The organism is Streptomyces sp. enrichment culture (assembly GCF_964273145.1).
Lineage (GTDB): Bacteria > Actinomycetota > Actinomycetes > Streptomycetales > Streptomycetaceae > Streptomyces.
Window position 1 is genome coordinate 5,481,699 of sequence record NZ_OZ186873.1, and the last position, 14,510, is coordinate 5,496,208.

Consider the following 14,510-nt stretch of genomic DNA (forward strand, 5'->3'; position numbering starts at 1 on the left):
GGCGGGACGGGCGGGGGCCGGGTGAACGGGACAGGCGGGGCCCTCGGGCGTCGCGACGACCCGGCATCGGCCCCGCGGTCCCCGGCCCGCGGGGCCGATGCCGGCCCGGACGCCGAACGGATGCGCTACATTTTGCCTCGCCTTGACCGCGATCTTTCACAAGCCTCATGCCTGGGAGCCGGCAGACTCATGACCGACATCGTCAACGGACTGGGGCGGGCCGCCGCCTACGGTGCGCTGGGCCTCGTTCTGCTCGTCCTCGGCATCGTCCTGGTCGACGTGCTGACCCCGGGGAAGCTGGGCCGGCAGATATGGGAACAGCGCAACCGCAACGCCGCCCTGGTCCTCAGCTCCGCACTGCTCGGCATCGGCGGCATCGTCTTCACCTCCATCTGGACGACGTACGAGGACTTCGGCAAGGGCCTGGTGTCGACCGCGGTCTTCGGGCTGCTGGGGCTGGTGATGATGGCGGTCGCCTTCCTCGTGGTGGACCTGATCACACCCGGGCGCCTGGGCGCGACACTGGTCGACCCGGAGCCGCACCCGGCGGTGTGGGTCACCGCGTGCTGCAACCTCGCCGTCTCCGCCGTCATCGCGGCCTCCATCGCCTGACCTCCCGCACCCGGGCACCGCTCGCCGGGCCGGCCCGGGGCGGTCACGAGCGGTGCCGCTCGGGACCGGGCCACCGGCGTGCCGCGCCATCGGCCGCACGAGTCGTCACCCTCGTGGTCACGAGCGGTGCCGCTGGCGGTCGGCGGGATCCGCACCGTGAGGACCGGCGAGGGCGCGGATGGACCCGGGAGGCGGGACCGGGCACGGTCTGCGGCGTTGCCGGCGTGACGGGTCCGGCGCCGGCGGGCCGCGGGGCGGGCCCGGCGGCCGGACGCCACGGCGCCGGATGCGAAAACGCCTTCGGCAGGTCGTCGCTCCCCACGTAGAGTGCCGTCGCGAGGGCGCCCGAGTCGTCCATCACGAAACGGTCCTGGACGCCCTCGTTCTGGTCTCCGTCGGCACCCCTCGACCTCGACCATCCGGTGGGGCCTGCCCCGCCACCAGCACCCGGAAGGGATCGCGGCATGCCCGGCGACCGTCTCATGCGCATCCGCAGTGCCGAGTTCCAGGCCATGGCCGAGAGGGTCCTGCGGGTCACCGAGCTCACCTCCCGCCTGAACGTCCTGCCCTTCGAGGACGAGGCGGGCAAGGCGGAACTGTTCGAGCAGATCCTCGGCAAGCCACTGCCGCCGCGCGTCACGGTCTATCCGCCCTTCTACACGGACCACGGCCTGAACCTCGACCTCGCCGAGCGCGTCTTCATCAACCAGAACTGCACGTTCCTGGACTACGCCGGCATCCGGCTCGGCGAGCGCGTGATGATCGGACCGAAGGTCACCTTCATCACCAGCGGCCACCCGGTCGATCCCGGGGAGCGGCGGCTGTACCTCACCGGCGCACCCATCGACGTGGCGGAGAACGTGTGGATCGGTGCCGGTGCCACGATCCTGCCCGGCGTCAGCATCGGCCGTGACGCCGTGGTCGCCGCCGGCGCGGTGGTGGCCGACGACGTCCCGCCGGCAAGCCTGGTGACCGGCGGCAAGGCGACCGTGCACCGGAAGTGGTGAGGCCTGCTCGGGTGGCGGGCCCGACGCGCCGGCACTCGCAGCCGGAGAGGGCGCCGAGGGGGCCCGGGCCGGGGACGGCCGAGGCCGACCCGGCCGATGGAGCGGAAGGTCTTGGCGGCCTTGGGCTCGGTGAGGGACGCGGTCGCTTCCGCGGCGCTCATCGACAGCACGCCACGGATGGGCGTGCTCCTGCCGGAGGACGGACCGCGGCCGGCGCGTACGGGTGGCCCGGCGGCTACGAACGCGCCGCCGGAACCCCCGGCCCTTCGACCCGGTCTGCCAGTTCCCAGGCGTACGGCGGCTGGGCCCCCGGTCGCCCGCAGGTGATCGCGGCCGCGCGCGCCGCGAAGGCGAGGACGTCGGCCCACTGCCCCTCGTCGAGTTCCGGGGCGCCGGTGAGCGCGCCGTGGCTGTCGAGCCGGTGCAGCAGCGCGGCGTTCACCGTGTCGCCCGCGCCGATGGTGTCCACGACGTCCACCCGTTCGCCGGGGACGGAGAGTTCGAGACCGTCCCGGGTCAGCACCGTCAGTCCCGCGCCACCCCGGGTGAGCACCACCGCGTACGGTCCCGCCGTGAGCCATTCCCTGGCGGAACCCACCGGGTCGTCCGACTGCGCGAGCCACGTCGCGTCCTCCTCGGAGAGCTTGAGGAGGCGGACGTGGGGCAGCCAGGAGCGGAAGCGGGCCCGGTAGGCGGCCGGGTCGGTGATCAGATCGGCCCTGATGTTCGGGTCCAGGGCGGTGAAGACGCCGCGGCCGGACTCACGGCGCATCAACTGTTCGTAGGCGCCGGCCCCCGGTTCCAGTACGAGCGAGCAGGAGCCGAAGGAGACCGCGCGGGTCGGTTCGGGCAGTTCGTCCGGGAGGCGGAAGAGGCGGTCCGCGGTGCCCTCCACGTGGAAGCCGTACGAGGCGGATCCGTCCGCGCCGATGTGCGCGACCGCGAGCGTGGTCGGCTCGTCACCCCGCTGCACCAGCGAGGTGTCCACCCCGTCCGCCGCGAGCCCGCGCAGCAGTGCCGTCCCGAAGCGGTCGGTGGACAGGCGCGAGCAGAAAGCGGTGGTGGAGCCGAGGCGACCCAGTGTGACGGCGGTGTTGTAGGGGCCGCCGCCGCGCCTGGGCAGCAGTGCGGGCAGTTCGTCACCGTCGGCGGGATCCGCGGGATCCGCGGGATCCGCGGGAACAAGGTCGATCAGTGCTTCACCGGCGACGACGATCATGGGTCCGGGTCCTTCGGTACACGTGCCTGGGAGGGATGGGGGTGCGTGGGGCGTGGAGGGGGAGGAGGTCAGTCGGCGCAGCCGCAGGACCCGCGGTGCACGAAGGTGCAGGGCAGGCGGAGGGTGCGCGGGGCGCGGTCCGGATCGGCGAGCCGGTCGAGCAGCAGCCGTACCGCGGCCGCGCCGATGTCCCGGCTCGGCTGGGCGATCGCGGTGAGCCGCGGCGTGAAGAGGTCGGCCCAGGAGAAGTCGTCGAAGCAGGCGAGCGCCATGTCGTCCGGAACGGCGCGGCGCGCGGTGCGCAGGGCCCGGAGCGCGCCGATGGTCATCGCGTTGTTCGCGGTCACCAGGGCGGTGGGGGGTTCGGTCCGCGCGAGCAGGCGGTGGGCGGCCTGTTCGGCGCCCTCGGCCGAGGAGTTCCCGCCGACGACGAGCTCCGGCGCGTACGGCAGGCCCGCCCGCCGAAGTCCCTCGCGGTATCCGGCGAGTCGCTCGGTGGTGGTGCTGAGTCCCGGAATGCCCGCGATCAGGGCGATCCGGGAGTGTCCCAAGTCCGCCAGATGCGTGACGAGCCGGGCCATCGGCTCCTCGTTCTCCGCGCACACCTGGTCGTACCCGTCGCCGACGAGGCGGTCGAGGAAGACGGCGGGGAGTTTGGCGCGCTCGAGGTAGTCGAGCATCGCCGCGGGCTCGGGGGACGGGGCGACGATGACGCCGTCGACGCGCCGCTCGTGCAGCAGCCTGACGGTTCTGAGTTCGTGTTCGGGCGTGTCGTGCGGGTCGGCGGTCAGGAGGCTGTAGCCGTCGGCGAGCGTTCCGCCCTCGACGCCCTGGAAGATCTCCGTGAAGTAGGGGTTGCTGATCGCGGAGACCACGAGCCCGATCGACTTCGTGCGCGAGGTCACCAGGGAGCGGGCCAGCGTGTTGTGGGTGTAGCCCAGCTCTTCGATGGCGGTGCGGACGGCCTCGCGCGTGGCGGGGCGCACGGGGCGGGTGTTGTTGAGAACGTGCGAGACGGTGGCCACGGAGACCCCTGCCCGCCGGGCCACATCGGTCATCGTCGCCATCGCCCGTGAGCCTCCCGGCACCGCGTCGCTGTCTTTCCCGCCTACTCCTGGGACGCCGAACATATCTCATCGTGTACGTGACGTAAACGCTTGCGTAAGCGTTTACGCCGTGATTGCATCCCGGCCAGGTCACGACGAAGTGAGGAGCGAGCCGATGCGCGCAGTTCTGGTCAGTGGGCCCGGGCAGGTCACGGTGACCGACGTACCCGATCCCACGCCGGGCCCCGGTGAGGTGATCGTCGCAGTGAGCTCGTGCGGCCTGTGCGGCACGGACATGCACATTCTCGGCGGTGAACTCCCCTCGGTGAGCTACCCGTTGGTGCCGGGGCACGAACTGACCGGCGAAGTCGTCGCGTTGGGCCCGGGCGTGACCGGCCCGAAGGTCGGCTCCCGGGTCGCCGTCGACCCGAACATGCCCTGCGGTGCCTGCCATTACTGCCGTATCGGGCGCGGCAACCTCTGCGAGGACTACCGCGCGGTCGGCGTCACCCAGGACGGCGGCTTCGCCGAGCTGGTCGCGGTGCCCGCCCGCTGCGCCTACACACTGCCCGACACGCTGTCCGACGCCGCCGCGGGCCTGGTGGAGCCGCTGTCCTGCGCGGTGCACGCCCTGAACCGGCTGCCGCGCCGGCCCGGCGAGCACTACCTGATCTACGGCGCCGGCACGATGGGCCTGATGATGGCCGCGGTCGTGCGGAACGCGGGCGCCGCCTCCGTCTCGATGGTCGACCTCAACGAGGACCGGCTCGCCTTCGCCCAGTCCTTCGCGGCGGATTCGGTGGCGGCGGACGCCGACGCGTTCGACCGCCCGTCCGGCTTCGAGGTCGTGATCGACGCGACCGGCGCGATCCCCGCCATCGAGGACGGGCTGGGCAGGGTCCGCAAGGGCGGTACCTTCCTGCAGTTCGGCGTCAGCGACCCGGCCCGCAAGGCCACGTTCTCCCCGTACCTCGTCTACAACAGCGAGATCGACATCATCGGCTCGATGGCCGTGCACAACAGCTTCCAGCCCGCCATCGACCTGCTCGCCTCGGGCCTCGATCTCGACCCGCTGGTCAGCGACGTCCTCGGACTCGACGACTTCGACACGGCCGTGGCCGCCTTCAAGGCGGGCACCGGCCGCAAGATCCACCTCGCGCCGAAGGCGGTGGACCGCGGATGAGCGCGCTCACCGGCTCCCCGGAGGCCGGCGCCCGTCACCCGCTGGACCGGATCGGCATTCCCAGGGTGCTCTTCTGGGGCTATGTGGGCCTGCTGTTCTTCATGATCGGTGACGGTATCGAGACGAGTTACCTGTCGAAGTACTTCAGCACCGGCCTGGGCTTCTCCGACACCGGTGCCGGCGCGATCATCACCGTCTACGGGGTCACCGCCGCGATCGCCTCGTTCCTGGGGGCCGGCCTGTTCTCGGACCGGTGGGGGCCCCGGCGGGTCATGATGGCCGGCGCCGGCATATGGATCGTCTTCCACGCCCTGATGCTCACGGTGGCGATCCCCGCGGAGAGCTACCCGCTGGTCATGATCACGTACGGACTGCGCGGCTTCGGCTATCCGATGTTCGCGTACGGGTTCCTGTCCTGGATCATGGCGGTGGCGCCCAGGGACCATCAGAGCAGGGCCGTCGGCTGGTTCTGGTTCTTCTACAGTTCGGGCTACCCCATCATCGGCTCGTTCGTGTTCGCCGCGGCCATGCCGGTGATCGGCTTCTACTCCACGCTGTGGGTCTCCCTGGCCGTGATCGCCGTCGGCGTCCTGATCGTCCTGCTGCTGCTCCGGGAGCGCACGGGCTTCACCGGGCTCGCGCCCGGCCGGGACTCACGCGCGGAGCTGGCGGGCACCTTCAAGATCCTCTTCGAGAAGCCGAAGCTCGGCATCAGCCTGATCATCCGGCTGATCAACACCACCCCGTCGTTCGGCATGTGGGTCTTCATGCCGTTCTTCGCCCGGGACCTCGGCTTCAGCGACGGGGAATGGAACAGCCTGCTCGTGATCATGATGGTCACGAACCTGGGCGCCCTGCTCGTCTTCGGCGTGCTCGGCGACAACTGGAGCGGGCGCAAGACCTGTGCCCTCTTCGGCGGTCTGCTCGGCGCCGTCGGCTGCCTGGTGTGCTACTACCTCCCGGCGGCAGCGGGCCACGACTTCCCGGTGGCGGCCCTCGCGGTCGCCGTCTACGGAGCCGGCCTGGCGGGCTACGTTCCGCTGCCCGCGATGATGGTCGCCCAGGCACCCGACCGCCGGGGCCAGGTGATGGGCGTCTACACCCTGGGCGCGGGCCTCAGCGTCGCCGTCGGCCCGCTCATCGGCACCCTCTCGTACAGCACCTGGGGCTTCCAGGGGCTGATGTGGATCTACGGCGGAATGCTCCTGCTCAACGCGGTGCTCTGCATGTGCGTCACCTCGCCCGGCGACGGAATGCCCGACGAGGGCGAAACCGTGGCCGGCACGGCCGGGGCACAGGACGCGGGGGCGGAACCGGCTCCCGACGTGAAGCTCTGACCGCTCGCCTCCGACGCGGTGATCCCGGCGCTCCGGCAAACACCGTCCCGCGGGCCGTACCTCGTCCCGAAGTACCCGAAAGGCCGTGAACCCCGTGTCCCAGCTTCCCCCCACCATGCGCGCCGCCGTACTGCACGGCCCCGGGCGACTCGTCATCGAGGAGCGCCCGGTCCCGGCCCCCGGCCCGAATCAGGTCCTGGTCCGGATCGACGCGGTCGGCACCTGCGGCTCCGACGTGCACTACTGCCGGTACGGCCGCACCGGCGACTTCGTCGTCACCGAACCGGTGATCCTCGGCCACGAGCCCTCCGGCACCGTGGCCGCCCGCGGACCCGGCGCCACCCGGGCCGATCGGCTCGCCGCGGTCCCGGACACCGCGGGGGTGGGCCGCGGGCCGGGTGGCCAAGCCGCTCCCGGGTGACGTCCGGGTGGCCGCGCCGCACGTTCACGGCGGTGCGGCCACCGCCGCTTCCGGAGGCGTCCGGCCCGTCCCCGCCGACGGCGAGGGGAGCGACTGCCGCTACGTCGCCTGCGTGACCGCGGGCCGGGGGGAAGTCGCCGCGCCGGCATGGCGTACGGCCGACTCGTCCCGCCCGTAGAGCGCCGTGAGCAGTTCGATCACGGCCTGGAGGGCGGAATGCGGTTCGTCCCGCCACCAGGCGAGCCGGACCGCGATCGGCTCGGCGTCGCGCACCGGCCGGTAGACGACGCCGGGGCGCGGGTACTGGTGCGCGGTCGACTCGGCCGTCATCCCCACGCAGCGGCCCGTGGAGATCGCGGTCAGCCAGTCGTCGACGTCGTGCGTCTCCCTCGTCGCCGGACGGGAGTCCGGTGGCCACAGCTCCGTCGTGGCGGTGCCCGTCCTCCGGTCGATCAGCAGCGTACGCCCGGCGATGTCGGCGAGCCTCACGGAGCGGCGCCCGGCCAGGGGATCGTCGGAAGCCATGGCGCACAAGCGCCTTTCCAGCCCCACGACGACGGAGCCGAAGCGGCGGTCGTCCAGTGGCCTGCGCACCACGGCCAGGTCGCACGCGCCCTCCGCCAGTCCGGCGGTGGGGGAGTTGACGCGGACGAGCTGCAGTTCCGTCTCGGGGCGCGTCTCGGCCCAGCGGCGCTGAAAAGCCAGGGTGTGGCGGCCGACGGCCGACCAGGCGTAACCGATCCGCAGGCAGGCGCGGCCCGAGGCGGCCTCCCGGATCAAGCCGTCCACCTCGCCGAGCACGCGCCGGGCATGTGCCACCACGCGCACCCCCGTCCCCGTCGGAGTCACCTCACGGGAGGTCCGGCGCAACAGCCGTACTCCGAGGGCGCGTTCGAGCGAGGCCAGTGTGCGGGACACGGCGGCCTGGGAGACTCCGAGCGCGATGGCGGCGTCGGTGAAGCTGCCCTCGTCGACGATCGCGACGAGGCACCGCAACTGCCGCAGTTCCACATCCATGACCCCATCGTATGGACCGGTCCGCTGACGCATTTTGTACGGGAGCCGCGCGGCCGCAGGATCGGGGCATGCCCACGGCCCCCGCCCACCGCACCACCCCGCTCCCCTCCGCCCCGGAACCCGGCGGGCGGCGCCTGGCCGGTGTGATCACCATGATCGGCAGCGGCTTGTCCAACCAGACGGGTGCCGCGATCGGCTCCCTGGCCTTCCCCGCCCTCGGGCCCGTGGGCGTGGTCGCCGTACGCCAGTACGTCGCCGCCGTCGTCCTGATGGCCGTCGGCCGGCCCCGCCTGCGCGCCTTCACCAAGCGCCAGTGGTGGCCGGTCCTGCTGCTGGCCCTGGTGTTCGCAACGATGAACCTGTCCCTGTACAGCGCCATCGACCGCATCGGCCTCGGTCTCGCGGTGACCCTGGAGTTCCTCGGGCCCCTCGGCATCGCCCTCGCCGCCTCGCGCCGCCGTGTGGACGCGTGCTGTGCGCTGATCGCCGCTGCGGGCGTCATCACGCTGATGCGCCCGCGGCCTTCCACCGACTACGCGGGGATGGGCCTGGGACTGCTGGCCGCCGTCTGCTGGGCGTCCTACATCCTGCTCAACCGCACCGTCGGCCGGCGCGTCCCGGGAGTGCAGGGAGCGGCGGCCGCCGCCGGACTCTCCGCCCTGCTGTTCCTGCCGGTCGGCATCGTCCTCGTCGTCGAGCGCCCGCCGACCGCGGGGTCCGCCGCCTACGCCCTGGCCGCCGGCGTCCTCTCCTCGGCCGTCCCGTACCTGGCGGACCTCCACACCCTGCGTCACGTACCGGCCCGGATCTTCGGGCTCTTCATGAGCGTCAACCCCGTCCTGGCCGCCGTGGTCGGCTGGATCGTCCTCGGCCAGGAGCTGGGGCCGATCGAGTGGGCGGCCGTCGCAGCCGTCGTCGCCGCCAACACGCTCAGCATCCTGACCGCACGCACCTGACCGCACGCACGTGGGGCGCTTCGCCCCGCCTCCGCCGGGCGGGGCGCGCGTTCACCACCGGGCCGGTCCGTGCCGCCGGCGTCCGGCCGAGCTCTCCGCGGCCGAGGGCTGCGACCACGACCACCCGCGCCTCACGGCGAGGTGCCCTCTCACGCCGCGCCGCCTCCTTCACGAGTGGTGGGGGCGGCGGATCGGTGGACACGAACCGTGTTCCCGGGCGCTGCGTTCGGTAACGGGGGCGGTTTCCCCGTCCGCCCCGCCGTCAGCGTGCGGGCGCAGCGGTGCGAGGGACGGCCGCGCGGTCCCCCCGGGCATGGCACGGGGCGGGGTGGTTACTCGGCCGCCATGACTGATAAACGGCCACTTGCCCTGATCACCGGCGCGTCCAGCGGAATCGGCCGCGAGCTGGCCCGGCAGTTCGCGCTCCACGGTTACGACCTCGTGGTGAACGCCGAGGACGAGTCGCTGGAGACCGCCGCCCGGGATGTGCGGGAGTCGGGGGCGCAGGTCCGCGCGGTGCGCGCGGACCTGCGCACCGACGAGGGACGCGTCCGGCTCCTGGACGCGCTCGACGGCCTGACGGTCGATGTCGCCGTCCTCAACGCCGGGGTGGGCCGAGGCGGCGCCTTCGTGGACACCGACCTCGCCGACGACCAGGAGGTCATCGACCTCAACGTCACCGCGACCGTGCGGCTGGCCAAGCCGCTGCTGCGGGCCATGGTGGCGCGCGGGGCGGGCAGGATCGCCTTCACCTCGTCCGTCGCCGCGGCGATGCCCGGTTCCTTCCAGTCCGTCTACAACGCGTCCAAGTCGTTCGTCCAGTCCTTCGCCCAAGCGCTGGCGGAGGAGGTGAAGGACACCGGCGTGACGGTCACCTCCTTCATGCCGGGCCCGACGGACACGGACTTCTTCGAGCGGGCGGGCATGGCGGACGACACCCGGATCGGCGCCATGAAGAAGGACGACCCCGCGCAGGTGGCCGAGCAGGCGTTCCAGGCGATCGTGAAGGGCGAGAAGAAGGTCGTGACCGGGTCGCTGAAGACCAAGGCGCAGGGGCTGGCCGAGAAGGTGCTGCCCGACGGGGTCAAGGCGGCGGCCCACCGGCGGCTGGCGGAACCGGGGACCGGAGCCGAAAAGGATCCCAAGCGGCAGGAGTGACCCGGGGGCAGCGGTGTGGTCGCTGAACCCCGCCGGTGTCGGACGGGCCGCCACGGGCACTCCAGGGGCATGAGCACCCACCGGCTGGTTCCCGAGTCCCTGGCCCTGCTGACCGAAGGCTATGCCTGGCTGCCCGACCTGCTGCGCGCCGAGGACGACACCGCGCTGAACCTCCGCCTCCTCGGCCACCCGGTCCTGGTCGTGCGGGGTCCGGACGCGGTCCGCTTCTTCTACGACGAGGAGCACGTACGCCGGCACGGGGCGCTCCCCGGCCCGGTCCTGAGCACCCTCTTCGGCCACGGCGCGGTCCACACCCTCGACGGCGACGCGCACCGGCACCGCAAGTCGTTCTTCCTGCCGCTGCTGGAGGCCGACGCGGTGACAGGGGCGGCCGGGCACATCGCCCAAGCCTGGGACGAGGCCGTACCGCGCTGGCGGGCGCGACCGGAGGTGGTGCTCTTCGACGCCGTGAGCCGGGTGATCACGCGCGGGGTCTGCCGGTGGGCCGGCGTTCCCCTCGCCGAGGACGAGGAGGAGCCGCTGGCGCGGGACCTGGTGGCCATGGTGGACGGTTTCGCCACGGCGGGCCCCCGGCACTGGCGGGCCAGGCGGGCCCGCACCCGGCAGGAACAGCGGTTCGCCGCCCTCGTCACCCAGGTGAGGTCCGGCGCGGCCGAGGCCCCGGCCGGTTCCGTGCTGGACCGCGTCTGCCGCCACCGCGACGCCTCCGGCGCCGAGCTGACGCCCCGGACCGCCGCGGTGGAGCTGCTCAACGTCATCCGCCCCACCACCGCGCTGAGCTGGTTCGTGTCCTTCACCGCGCACGCCCTGCACCTCTGGCCGGAGCACCGGGAGCGGCTCCGGTCGGGCGAGGCGGGGTTCGCCACGGCGTTCGCCCATGAGGTCCGCCGGTTCTACCCCTTCGCCCCGTTCCTCGGCGGCCGGGCCGTCACCGACCTGACCTGGCGGGGCCGCCACGTCCCGGCCGGCGGCCTCGTCCTGCTGGACGTCCACGGCCAGAACCACGACGAACGCCTGTGGAAGGACCCGTACGCCTTCCGCCCCGAGCGGTTCCTCGCCCACCCGCCCGGCCGGGACGAACTGATCCCCCAGGGCGGAGGGGACCCGCGCACCGGACACCGCTGCCCCGGCGAGGCCATGACGGTGGGCGTCCTGGAGACGCTCGCCCGGCGCCTGGCGGCCCTGGACCACCAGGTCCCGCCGCAGGACCTGACCATCCCCCTGAACCGCATCCCCACCCGGCCACGCAGCGGAATGGTCATCCGGGTGCTCGCGTAGCGGGAAACGGGCTGCCCAGGGGGTCATCGGGCCACCGGGGACGGCAGGCTGCCCCCCGGCTCCCGCGTGCCCGGCGCCGGGGACCGCCGCTCGGCCGACGGTGACGGCGCCGCGCGATGGCGTCGTGCCGGAGGGCCCGCCAGGCGCAGCGCTCAGCCACACCCTTGGAATTGATCATCTAGTGCAGTTCGACGGGACCGTAGCGCGCGTGCGGCTCCTGCCGCATCAGCGCGTCGTACCGGTCGGCTACCGAGAAGTGCCAGAACTCGGTCGCATAATTGGTAAAACCTGCGTTCTCCATGGCGTGGAGCAGCAGCATGCGGTGGTGGCGCGCGCGATCGCTGGGGTTCGGGGCGTGAGTGAAACAGGCGCCGTCGCTCTCCTCGGGGGAGGCATTGACACGGGTGCCGAGGTCGAGTTCGCGGCCGTCCTGGTCGACGAGGGTGACGTCCACGGCCGCGCCCGCGGAGTGGGGCGCGATCTCCGGTGGTGACACGTACCGGCTGGCGGCCTGGTACAGCCGCTCAGCTGCCCAGTCGGGGTGAGCGGCGGCCAGTTCGTCCCGGTACTCGGTGAAGTAGCGCTGCTGTAGGGCCGGCGGCCGGTAGCCCTCGACGAACAGCAGATCGGTGCCGGCGAGCAGGAGCGAGCGGGCGTGCTCCAGCCGGACGAGAACGCCCTCGCGGACGTGGGCGAACGCGCCCAGCGGGTCTTGCTTGCGGGGATCGACGCGGAAGCTGTGGTCACGCACGTCGACGAGCGGCTCCCCGCACTCGCGCACCGGGATCGCGGCGACCCGCGGATCGGACATCAACACCGGAGGGTTCATCAAGTCTCCCTGAGACGGTTTGCACTGCGGCGGCGGGATGGGGGAGGCGGAGGCCAGGCCGGTGTCCCGCAGGATACGCGCGAGGGTGTCCTGCAGCGTGCTGTCGGCCGGGATCACGGTCTCCGGACCACCGGGCAGCAGATCCAGCTCGCGGTACCAGGAGGAGAGGTGGCCGTCGGTGACGTGCGCCAGGTACGCGGCATCCGCCTTCGACGCGTGCCGGACCAACGTCGTTTCCAGCGGCACGTCCAGGTAGTAGCAGCTGGAGACGCCGCGGTGGTCCCGTACCAAGGTCGTGATCATGTGGCTGTAGCGGTCGGCGTACAGGATTCCTTCGAGCACTACGTGAAAGCCTGCGTTCAGTGCCTCGCGTGCGATTCTCCCCAGCAGGGCGATGTTGGCGCCGCGCGCGGTGTCGTGCTCCCTGAGCACGTTCCGGCGGATCACGTCCTGGCCCACGATCGCGATTCCGCGGCCGTGGTGTTCTCGCAGGCCCCGGGCCACACTCGACTTGCCCGACGCCGAGTTGCCGCGGATCACCACCAGGCGGGTGTCTCCACGGCCGACCGCAGTCGCGGTGGACATACGGCGGTGTGCGCCGCTCGGTGTGCCGGTCATGCGGGCCAGCCCGTCTCGCTGTACGGGTTCCCGCTCCGGATCTTTTCGATGGCTTGACGGGTGTAGGGGACGAGGTTGTCGGGCAGCGCGGCGGGGTCCCGGAACGTCCACTGGGTGCACTTGTCCGGCTCGCGCAGTTCCGGCTCGCCGGTCCAGGTGCGGACGCGTAAGAACAGGCCCATGCGGGGCGGGTTCCCGGCCTTGTCGATGTGGTGGACGACGTGGACGAGTTCGATGTCCTGGCGCTCGATGTGCAGGCCGGCTTCCTCCCGTGCCTCCCCGATCAGACAAGTAATGGCGCTCTCTTGCTCGCAGTGGCCGGCCAGGACGTGCCAGGTGGACGGCGCGAACGCGGAGTCGGGGTGGCGCAGCCCGAGCAGCACCGTCCCGTCGGATCGCTCCAGGTAGAGGTGGACGCCGATGACGTTGAGAACCGTTCCGTGCGGTGCAGCTGGACGGTGCTCCTCGTGCGACGGAAGCCCGCTCCGCGACGCAGCGCTGGAAGCGCTGGCCGGGAGGCTGGCGGCATGGCGCCGTACGAGGTCGCTGGTGGTGGGCGCGATGCGCAGGCGGAAGAGGAACCGGAGGTCGAAGTGCTGGTGGCCGGGTTCGCCTTTGCCCGGGTGGGCGTCGATGTCGAACGGCACGGCCTCGTAGCCGGGCCACGGTGCCACCGCCTGGAGTGGGATCCCGGTTTCCTCGTGCAGCTCCCGCAGCGCTGCCCCTGCCAGGGACTCGTCCTCGGGCTCGGTGTGTCCACCGGGAGCGAGGACCTTCCCACCGGCCAGGTGCAGCACGTGCAGGACGCGGCCGAGCGGGTTGACGACGATCGCGCCGCAGGTGACGTGTCCGGTGAAGGTGGAGCGGCTGGCGATGTCGGTGGGACGGTCGAGGGCGTCGAGGAGTCCACCGAGCTGCTCGCGCTCATCAGGGTGGCGAGCGAGGTACGTCTCCACGGTGGTGCGGATGTGATCGTGCGACAACGGCATGGGGCTACCTCGGGGTGGTGTGGAGCGGGAGGTGACGAGGCGGGTGGGGCGTTCGGGTCAGGTCAGCCGCATCCCCTCCGCCGGGACCTCCTCGATGGCGGCGGAGCGAGCGGTGGGCAGGCCCCACCGCTCGCGTGCCGTGTCCGCGGCGAGCTGGGCCTGCCGGGCTCCGGGCGGGCCCCAGCCCAGCAGGGCGGCTGCCTGGGCAGGGGTGGCGAGCAGGCGGGCGAAGGGGTGGCCTGTGGCAGGGTCGACGGCCGCCGGCCCGATGGCGGTGACCCGGGCGGCCAGGCGGAGCCTCGCGTTGGAGCCCACGCCGCCGTGGACCTCGCCGGTCTCGTCCGGCACCCAGCCCAGTCGCACCGGATCGGCCAGAGTGAGCTGGGCTTCCTCGGCGGCTTCGCGGTGAAGGGTGTCCTCGGGCGTCGCGTCGGTGCTCTCCACCGCGCCGCCGGGCAGCATCGGCAGCGCGCCCCGCGGGCCGGGGTCGGCCAACTGGTGCAGCGCAGTATTGGGTCTCGTCGAATGGTTCCGCATAGGTAGCTCATTTGAGTTGTAACAGGATTTTCCCGTCTTGCCCTGGTTGGGCGGGCCCACCTGTGTGTACTGCGTGCGCAGTACACACAGGTGTACGTGGTGGGACGACGATGTGAGGGCGGAATTCCGGAACTGTTGATGCTGCGTGGGAAGGAGCTGCGGGTCGCGATCGGGCGACTCGCGCAGTCGTGGGGACGGCTTTCCGCGCTGTGGTGCGCGGCGACGCCGGCGATTCAGTCGGTACTACCGCGCACCCGTCCATCGCAGTGGTCGTTTCGTAGG

General features: G+C 72.2%; 14 protein-coding genes. 8 read left to right on the plus strand and 6 right to left on the minus strand.

The window, feature by feature from the left end:
• The first annotated feature begins 189 nt into the window (after positions 1–189).
• Complete coding sequence (locus ACSU6Z_RS24385; RefSeq protein ID WP_437048733.1) at positions 190–612, plus strand: DUF350 domain-containing protein; 423 nt, start codon at positions 190–192, stop codon at positions 610–612.
• A 464-nt stretch (positions 613–1,076) separates the two neighbouring features.
• Positions 1,077–1,619 (plus strand): DapH/DapD/GlmU-related protein, encoded by a 543-nt coding sequence (locus tag ACSU6Z_RS24390; RefSeq protein ID WP_437048734.1) that lies wholly within the window; start codon positions 1,077–1,079, stop codon positions 1,617–1,619.
• A 235-nt stretch (positions 1,620–1,854) separates the two neighbouring features.
• Here ACSU6Z_RS24390 and ACSU6Z_RS24395 read toward each other — a convergent pair whose 3' ends face one another.
• Complete coding sequence (locus ACSU6Z_RS24395; protein ID WP_437048736.1) at positions 1,855–2,838, minus strand: carbohydrate kinase family protein; 984 nt, start codon at positions 2,836–2,838, stop codon at positions 1,855–1,857.
• A 68-nt stretch (positions 2,839–2,906) separates the two neighbouring features.
• Positions 2,907–3,905, minus strand: a complete 999-nt coding sequence (locus ACSU6Z_RS24400; RefSeq protein WP_437048737.1) for a LacI family DNA-binding transcriptional regulator — start codon at positions 3,903–3,905, stop codon at positions 2,907–2,909.
• 154 nt (positions 3,906–4,059) lie between these two features.
• On the opposite strand from ACSU6Z_RS24400, the gene ACSU6Z_RS24405 reads away from it, so the two are divergent.
• From ACSU6Z_RS24405 to ACSU6Z_RS24415, 3 genes are all read left to right on the plus strand, one after another.
• A complete protein-coding gene (locus ACSU6Z_RS24405; RefSeq protein WP_437048739.1) occupies positions 4,060–5,067 on the plus strand; it encodes a zinc-dependent alcohol dehydrogenase family protein in 1,008 nt (335 codons plus the stop codon).
• A complete protein-coding gene (locus ACSU6Z_RS24410) occupies positions 5,064–6,404 on the plus strand; it encodes an MFS transporter (RefSeq protein WP_437048741.1) in 1,341 nt (446 codons plus the stop codon). The genes ACSU6Z_RS24405 and ACSU6Z_RS24410 overlap by 4 nt, the downstream gene beginning before the upstream one ends.
• Before the next feature lie 85 nt (positions 6,405–6,489).
• The gene (locus ACSU6Z_RS24415; RefSeq protein WP_437048743.1) at positions 6,490–6,825 is read left to right on the plus strand and encodes an alcohol dehydrogenase catalytic domain-containing protein; all 336 of its coding nucleotides are present in this window, start codon (positions 6,490–6,492) and stop codon (positions 6,823–6,825) included.
• Between the two features lie 99 nt (positions 6,826–6,924).
• Here the strand turns inward: ACSU6Z_RS24415 and ACSU6Z_RS24420 are convergent, their stop codons facing one another.
• On the minus strand, positions 6,925–7,842 hold the full coding sequence (locus ACSU6Z_RS24420; RefSeq protein ID WP_437048745.1) for a LysR family transcriptional regulator: 918 nt from the start codon (positions 7,840–7,842) through the stop codon (positions 6,925–6,927).
• A gap of 68 nt (positions 7,843–7,910) precedes the next feature.
• Between ACSU6Z_RS24420 and ACSU6Z_RS24425 the strand changes: the two genes are divergently transcribed.
• The 3 genes from ACSU6Z_RS24425 to ACSU6Z_RS24435 all read left to right on the plus strand — a co-directional run bounded on the left by ACSU6Z_RS24425 (position 7,911) and on the right by ACSU6Z_RS24435 (position 11,255).
• Positions 7,911–8,798: an EamA family transporter gene (locus ACSU6Z_RS24425; RefSeq protein WP_437048746.1), complete on the plus strand. Its 888-nt coding sequence runs from the start codon at positions 7,911–7,913 to the stop codon at positions 8,796–8,798.
• A gap of 345 nt (positions 8,799–9,143) precedes the next feature.
• Positions 9,144–9,956 carry an SDR family NAD(P)-dependent oxidoreductase gene (locus ACSU6Z_RS24430; RefSeq protein WP_437048748.1) on the plus strand — a complete coding sequence of 271 codons (813 nt, stop codon included), beginning with the start codon at positions 9,144–9,146 and terminating at the stop codon, positions 9,954–9,956.
• 69 nt (positions 9,957–10,025) lie between these two features.
• Positions 10,026–11,255 (plus strand): cytochrome P450, encoded by a 1,230-nt coding sequence (locus tag ACSU6Z_RS24435; protein ID WP_437048750.1) that lies wholly within the window; start codon positions 10,026–10,028, stop codon positions 11,253–11,255.
• Between the two features lie 178 nt (positions 11,256–11,433).
• Here the strand turns inward: ACSU6Z_RS24435 and ACSU6Z_RS24440 are convergent, their stop codons facing one another.
• Genes ACSU6Z_RS24440 through ACSU6Z_RS24450 form a run of 3 tightly spaced genes read right to left on the minus strand, consistent with a single transcriptional unit; the run spans position 11,434 to position 14,228 of the window.
• Positions 11,434–12,669, minus strand: a complete 1,236-nt coding sequence (locus ACSU6Z_RS24440) for a M15 family metallopeptidase (RefSeq protein WP_437048752.1) — start codon at positions 12,667–12,669, stop codon at positions 11,434–11,436.
• Positions 12,670–12,698: 29 nt separating this feature from the next.
• Positions 12,699–13,691: an NUDIX domain-containing protein gene (locus ACSU6Z_RS24445; protein WP_437048754.1), complete on the minus strand. Its 993-nt coding sequence runs from the start codon at positions 13,689–13,691 to the stop codon at positions 12,699–12,701.
• A gap of 57 nt (positions 13,692–13,748) precedes the next feature.
• Positions 13,749–14,228 (minus strand): NUDIX hydrolase, encoded by a 480-nt coding sequence (locus ACSU6Z_RS24450; protein ID WP_437048755.1) that lies wholly within the window; start codon positions 14,226–14,228, stop codon positions 13,749–13,751.
• Between the last annotated feature and the right edge of the window lie 282 nt (positions 14,229–14,510).

Coding starts and splice junctions, on each gene's coding strand:
- ACSU6Z_RS24385 (WP_437048733.1), top strand. CDS start 190: ATGACCGACATCGTCAACGGACTGGGGCGGGCCGCCGCCTACGGTGCG.
- ACSU6Z_RS24390 (WP_437048734.1), top strand. CDS start 1,077: ATGCCCGGCGACCGTCTCATGCGCATCCGCAGTGCCGAGTTCCAGGCC.
- ACSU6Z_RS24395 (WP_437048736.1), bottom strand. CDS start 2,838: ATGATCGTCGTCGCCGGTGAAGCACTGATCGACCTTGTTCCCGCGGAT.
- ACSU6Z_RS24400 (WP_437048737.1), bottom strand. CDS start 3,905: ATGGCGACGATGACCGATGTGGCCCGGCGGGCAGGGGTCTCCGTGGCC.
- ACSU6Z_RS24405 (WP_437048739.1), top strand. CDS start 4,060: ATGCGCGCAGTTCTGGTCAGTGGGCCCGGGCAGGTCACGGTGACCGAC.
- ACSU6Z_RS24410 (WP_437048741.1), top strand. CDS start 5,064: ATGAGCGCGCTCACCGGCTCCCCGGAGGCCGGCGCCCGTCACCCGCTG.
- ACSU6Z_RS24420 (WP_437048745.1), bottom strand. CDS start 7,842: ATGGATGTGGAACTGCGGCAGTTGCGGTGCCTCGTCGCGATCGTCGAC.
- ACSU6Z_RS24425 (WP_437048746.1), top strand. CDS start 7,911: ATGCCCACGGCCCCCGCCCACCGCACCACCCCGCTCCCCTCCGCCCCG.
- ACSU6Z_RS24430 (WP_437048748.1), top strand. CDS start 9,144: ATGACTGATAAACGGCCACTTGCCCTGATCACCGGCGCGTCCAGCGGA.
- ACSU6Z_RS24435 (WP_437048750.1), top strand. CDS start 10,026: ATGAGCACCCACCGGCTGGTTCCCGAGTCCCTGGCCCTGCTGACCGAA.
- ACSU6Z_RS24440 (WP_437048752.1), bottom strand. CDS start 12,669: ATGTCCACCGCGACTGCGGTCGGCCGTGGAGACACCCGCCTGGTGGTG.
- ACSU6Z_RS24445 (WP_437048754.1), bottom strand. CDS start 13,691: ATGCCGTTGTCGCACGATCACATCCGCACCACCGTGGAGACGTACCTC.
- ACSU6Z_RS24450 (WP_437048755.1), bottom strand. CDS start 14,228: ATGCGGAACCATTCGACGAGACCCAATACTGCGCTGCACCAGTTGGCC.